Below are 3,950 nucleotides of genomic sequence, written 5' to 3' on the forward strand. Positions count from 1 at the left end.
TTTTTTACTGTTTGGGGCTCGAACGTACCATTGCGGTCACGCGGCGAAAAAATTTCCAGCCCACCAGAAGAGCTAAGGACATTTTTTCGCCCCCGCCCATTGCGACGGTTCTTTGATGTCTCGCCTTCTTGTTTGAGATGGGCATCCATTTCGCCCTCGAGACTCGATTCTATCACTTTTTTTATCAATGGAGTGAAAACACCACCAGTTCCTGTAAGTGGTTTGCCGGATCGAAGCTCTTCGCCCATTTGTTTTATGAGAGCTTCCATATCTAAATTACTTTCTGTACTTTTCATATGTCTAATTTATTAAATTATAAATTGACACACTTAATTGAATAGACTCTAGGGAAGTTCAATTATACCTATTACCAATCAATTATCACCTATCACCTAATCCCTACCTAGTACCAATCTGCGTGGTAGCGTTCTTCGCCTAGGTTGAAGATAACGCCTATGCTTACGTTTACAAAGCCGCCGGAAGTGCCTTTTTCGCCGGCATTAAGGCTGTTGCCGTTGTAGCCGTAGTGTTGTCTGATGTTGGAGATATAGGTCATATCGCCCATTAAGCTCATTTGGTTGCTGATTTTATATTGAGCGGTGAAGCCTGCGAGGATATTACCAATACGGTCGGTGCCGGTTGAGCCGGTTGGGTTTGAAAAAGTAACTCCTACCCCTGTGTGAAACAAGAGACCAAACTTTTCCCTGATATGGAAACTGACGTTAAGGAGTCGGCCTACATTTACTACGCCCTCTACCCCTAGCCTGTTAAAACTTACGCCCATATCCTTTACATCTGGGTCGTTAAAGCGATTAAAGGCATAATGGGCCTTTACCCCTACCCTTTTTGAAAACATATATCTACCCGCTAATTGAAATTGCTTAAAGGCAATATACTTACTTCGGGAAATGCCATCGCCGGGAGCAAAAGGAACGTGAAGGCCTGTGGAAATTTCGGCGGAAAACCGATTGTAATCCTTTTGGGCAAAGAGATTAGCACTTAATAATAAGAAAACAGTTACTAGAAATAGGTAGTTTTTAGTTGAATTCATAAACTCAAATTAGGTTAAATTCGCACTATTGCAGCAAAAATTTTAAATGAGGCATGTTTAAAATTAATCGAGTTAACATGTTCGGGGTGTTTTATTTACTCGGTGCGCAATATATATTATTCTTTTGTACAACGTCAAATAAATAAAAAATATTTTGTCCAAAGTATCAATTTTAACGTTATCGTGCAAAAAATGTTGTTTTATTTTAATGAATTCGTTAAAAATTTGGAAAGATTTCTTCAATCTTTAAGTGAAAGAACCACCAAATGGAACGTGCGTTAGACCGTACTTACCATAAAATTATTGTTTAACAAATTGGGCTTGTTGTACTGCATGGGTTTGGCGGTGGTTATGTCTATAACCCTTACCCCTACTGCATTACAAATAGCCTGCCCTGCGGCGGTATCCCATTCCATAGTAGGCGCAAAACGCGGATAAATATGCACCAGGCCTTCGGCTATTAGACAGAATTTTAAGGAACTGCCCCTGGCTATAACCTCAACCTCACGTTTGGCATTAATGGTTGCTATATAGTTTTTTGTCGCTTGGTTTAAATGCGATCTGCTAGTGGCAATTATTATTTTGGAGGTAGGTTTGGCAGATTGGATAGCTGTAGCCGTTTGTAAAATTGTTTCAACAGACGTATTTGTAGAAGTGAGTACGATCTTTTTGGAAGTCGGTTTTTCTGCGGAAGTAAAATACAAGGTCTTGCTTACGGGAATATAGATGACTCCAAGAATGGGACTGCCATTTTCTATTAGGGCTATATTAACGGTGAATTCGCCATTGCGTTTTATAAATTCCTTAGTGCCATCTAACGGATCTACAATCCAACATTGCTGCCAATGTTTTCGCACCTCATATGGCTGTTGTTTATTTTCTTCGCTGATAATGGGAATATTTGTCGGTCTTAAAAAATCCATTATAACCTCATTAGCTTTTTTATCGGCTATGGTTAAGGGGGAATTATCGTTTTTGATTTCTACCTCGAAATTGGTCTGATAAATTTTAAGTATTTCTGCCCCTGCGTTTAAGGCGGCTTGAATGGCAATGGAAAGGTTTTTTGTCATTGGTGTTTTAATTTGAGGGAAAAGTTACGATTGTTTTTGTTATCTGTTGTCGGGGGGCGGTTGTCTGTTGTCTGTTGTCTGTTGTCTGTTGTCTGTTGTCGGTTGTGGGTTGTCTGTTGTCTGTTGTCGGTTGTGGGTTGTCTGTTGTCTGTTGTCTGTTGTCTGTTGTGGGTTGTCTGTTGTCGGGTGGCGGTTGTCGGTTGTCGGTTGTCTGTTGTCGGGTGGCGGTTGACTGTTGTCTGTTGTCGGTTGTCTGTTGTCGGTTGTCGGTTGTCGGTTGACTGTTGTCTGTTGTCGGTTGTGGGTTGTCTGTTGTCGGGTGGCGGTTGACTGTTGTCGGTTGTGGGTTGTCGGTTGTGGGGATTGTTTAATTGGTTAATTGGTTAATTGGTTAATTGGGATTAAAGGACTTAAAGGACAAAAAGAGTAAAAGACGAAAGGGACAAATGGAATTAAGGGATAAAAGGAACAAAAGGACACAAAGGACGAAATGAATTGTAAAGGACTATGGCTCCCCTTTGGGGCTGGGGGACGTAGGAAATTGAAATCGAAATCGAAATCGAAATCGAAATCGAAATCGAATCAGCTCACTTTGGGATTTGTGATTTGTTAATTCGTTAATTTGGGATTTGGGATTTGGCCTTATTTGTATAAGGTGACTGGCAGTTTGGAAGGAAGGTTAAAAAAAGGCTAAAACGTCTTAAAAAATTGATTACCACTACGGGGTTGTTTATCTTTGGGGATAACCTTAAAACACAAATAAAATGGGATATTTAAATCTTGATAAAAAGAAAACAACAGCCACTGCAAAAGAGCTTAATGTACTTCTTGCAGATTATCATTTATACTATCAAAAACTTCGGAATTTCCACTGGAATGTAGTGGGGAAAAATTTTTTCGACCTGCATGTTAAGTTCGAGGAATTGTATGACGATGCGAAAATAACAATTGACGAAATTGCGGAGCGAATTCTTACCCTGCGCTTTCAACCCACCAGTAATTTTACAGATTACTTAAAAATGAGCAATATCAAGGAATCTTCAGAAGATACCAAGGATTTGGAAATGGTTAAAATATTGCTGGACGATCACGGAAAGCTGCTAAAACAAATGCGCATAGTAGTTGAAACCGCAGATAAGGCCGGAGATGAAGGTACTATCGATATGATGGGCGGCTATATAGGCCATATTGAAAAAGTAAGTTGGATGCTGGATGCCTGGAGCATGAAGAGTGGAGATAACCATCCGGAGGCATAGGGAGAATTGAGATGTGAGATGTGAGATGTTAGAATTGAGATGTGAGAATTGAGATGTGAGATGTGAGATTTGAGACATTAGATGTAGGTCGTTAGAAAAAATAAAACTGAGTGATTGGAAGTGAAATTCTGATTGCTTGGTTTTTTTTTGTCGGTTGGGGGGGGTCGGTTGACTGTTGTCTGTTGTCTGTTGTCGGTTGTCTGTTGTCTGTTGTCTGTTGTCGGTTGTCGGTTGTCAGTTGTCGGTTGGCGGTTGGCGGGTGGCGGTTGTCTGTTGTCGGTTGGCGGTTGTCGGTTGTCGGGGGTCGGTTGTCGGGTGTCTGTTGTCTGTTATCTGTTGGCTGTTGTCTGTTGTCGGTTGGCGGTTGTCGGTTGGCGGTTGACTGTTGTCGGTTGGCGGTTGGCGGGGGTCGGTTGTCGGGTGGCGGTTGTCGGTTGTCTGTTGTCGGTTGGCGGTTGTCGGTTGGCGGTTGACTGTTGTCTGTTGTGGGTTGTCTGTTGTGGGGATTGTTTAATTGTGTAATTGGGACTTAAAGGACAAAAAGACAAAAGGATACAAAGGACGAAATGACTT

General features: G+C 41.5%; 5 protein-coding genes. 1 reads left to right on the forward strand and 4 read right to left on the reverse strand.

Translation table 11 applies throughout. From position 1 onward, the window contains the following. From VZD24_RS15060 to cysQ, 3 genes are all read right to left on the reverse strand, one after another. Window positions 1–296: transposase (locus VZD24_RS15060; protein WP_342688085.1), on the reverse strand; the 296-nt coding region annotated here is incomplete at its 3' end. 107 nt (window positions 297–403) lie between these two features. Continuing rightward, window positions 404–1,051 carry a hypothetical protein gene (locus tag VZD24_RS15065; protein ID WP_279448188.1) on the reverse strand — a complete coding sequence of 216 codons (648 nt, stop codon included), beginning with the start codon at window positions 1,049–1,051 and terminating at the stop codon, window positions 404–406. 278 nt (window positions 1,052–1,329) lie between these two features. Then, on the reverse strand, window positions 1,330–2,121 hold the full coding sequence (gene cysQ, locus VZD24_RS15070; RefSeq protein ID WP_342688086.1) for a 3'(2'),5'-bisphosphate nucleotidase CysQ: 792 nt from the start codon (window positions 2,119–2,121) through the stop codon (window positions 1,330–1,332). A 764-nt stretch (window positions 2,122–2,885) separates the two neighbouring features. Here cysQ and VZD24_RS15075 point away from each other — a divergent pair. Further along, window positions 2,886–3,377, forward strand: coding sequence for a Dps family protein (locus tag VZD24_RS15075; RefSeq protein WP_279448190.1), 492 nt, complete (start codon window positions 2,886–2,888; stop codon window positions 3,375–3,377). A gap of 329 nt (window positions 3,378–3,706) precedes the next feature. Here VZD24_RS15075 and VZD24_RS15080 read toward each other — a convergent pair. Next, on the reverse strand, window positions 3,707–3,950 hold a 244-nt coding region (locus tag VZD24_RS15080), incomplete at its 5' end, for a hypothetical protein (RefSeq protein ID WP_342688087.1).

The organism is Aequorivita flava (assembly GCF_038742595.1).
Taxonomy (GTDB): Bacteria; Bacteroidota; Bacteroidia; order Flavobacteriales; family Flavobacteriaceae; genus Aequorivita; species Aequorivita marisscotiae.

What these genes read in the sequence shown, in the direction of transcription:
- VZD24_RS15075 (WP_279448190.1), top strand. Translation starts at nt 2,886, where the DNA reads ATGGGATATTTAAATCTTGATAAAAAGAAAACAACAGCCACTGCAAAA.
- cysQ (WP_342688086.1), bottom strand. Translation starts at nt 2,121, where the DNA reads ATGACAAAAAACCTTTCCATTGCCATTCAAGCCGCCTTAAACGCAGGG.
- VZD24_RS15065 (WP_279448188.1), bottom strand. Translation starts at nt 1,051, where the DNA reads ATGAATTCAACTAAAAACTACCTATTTCTAGTAACTGTTTTCTTATTA.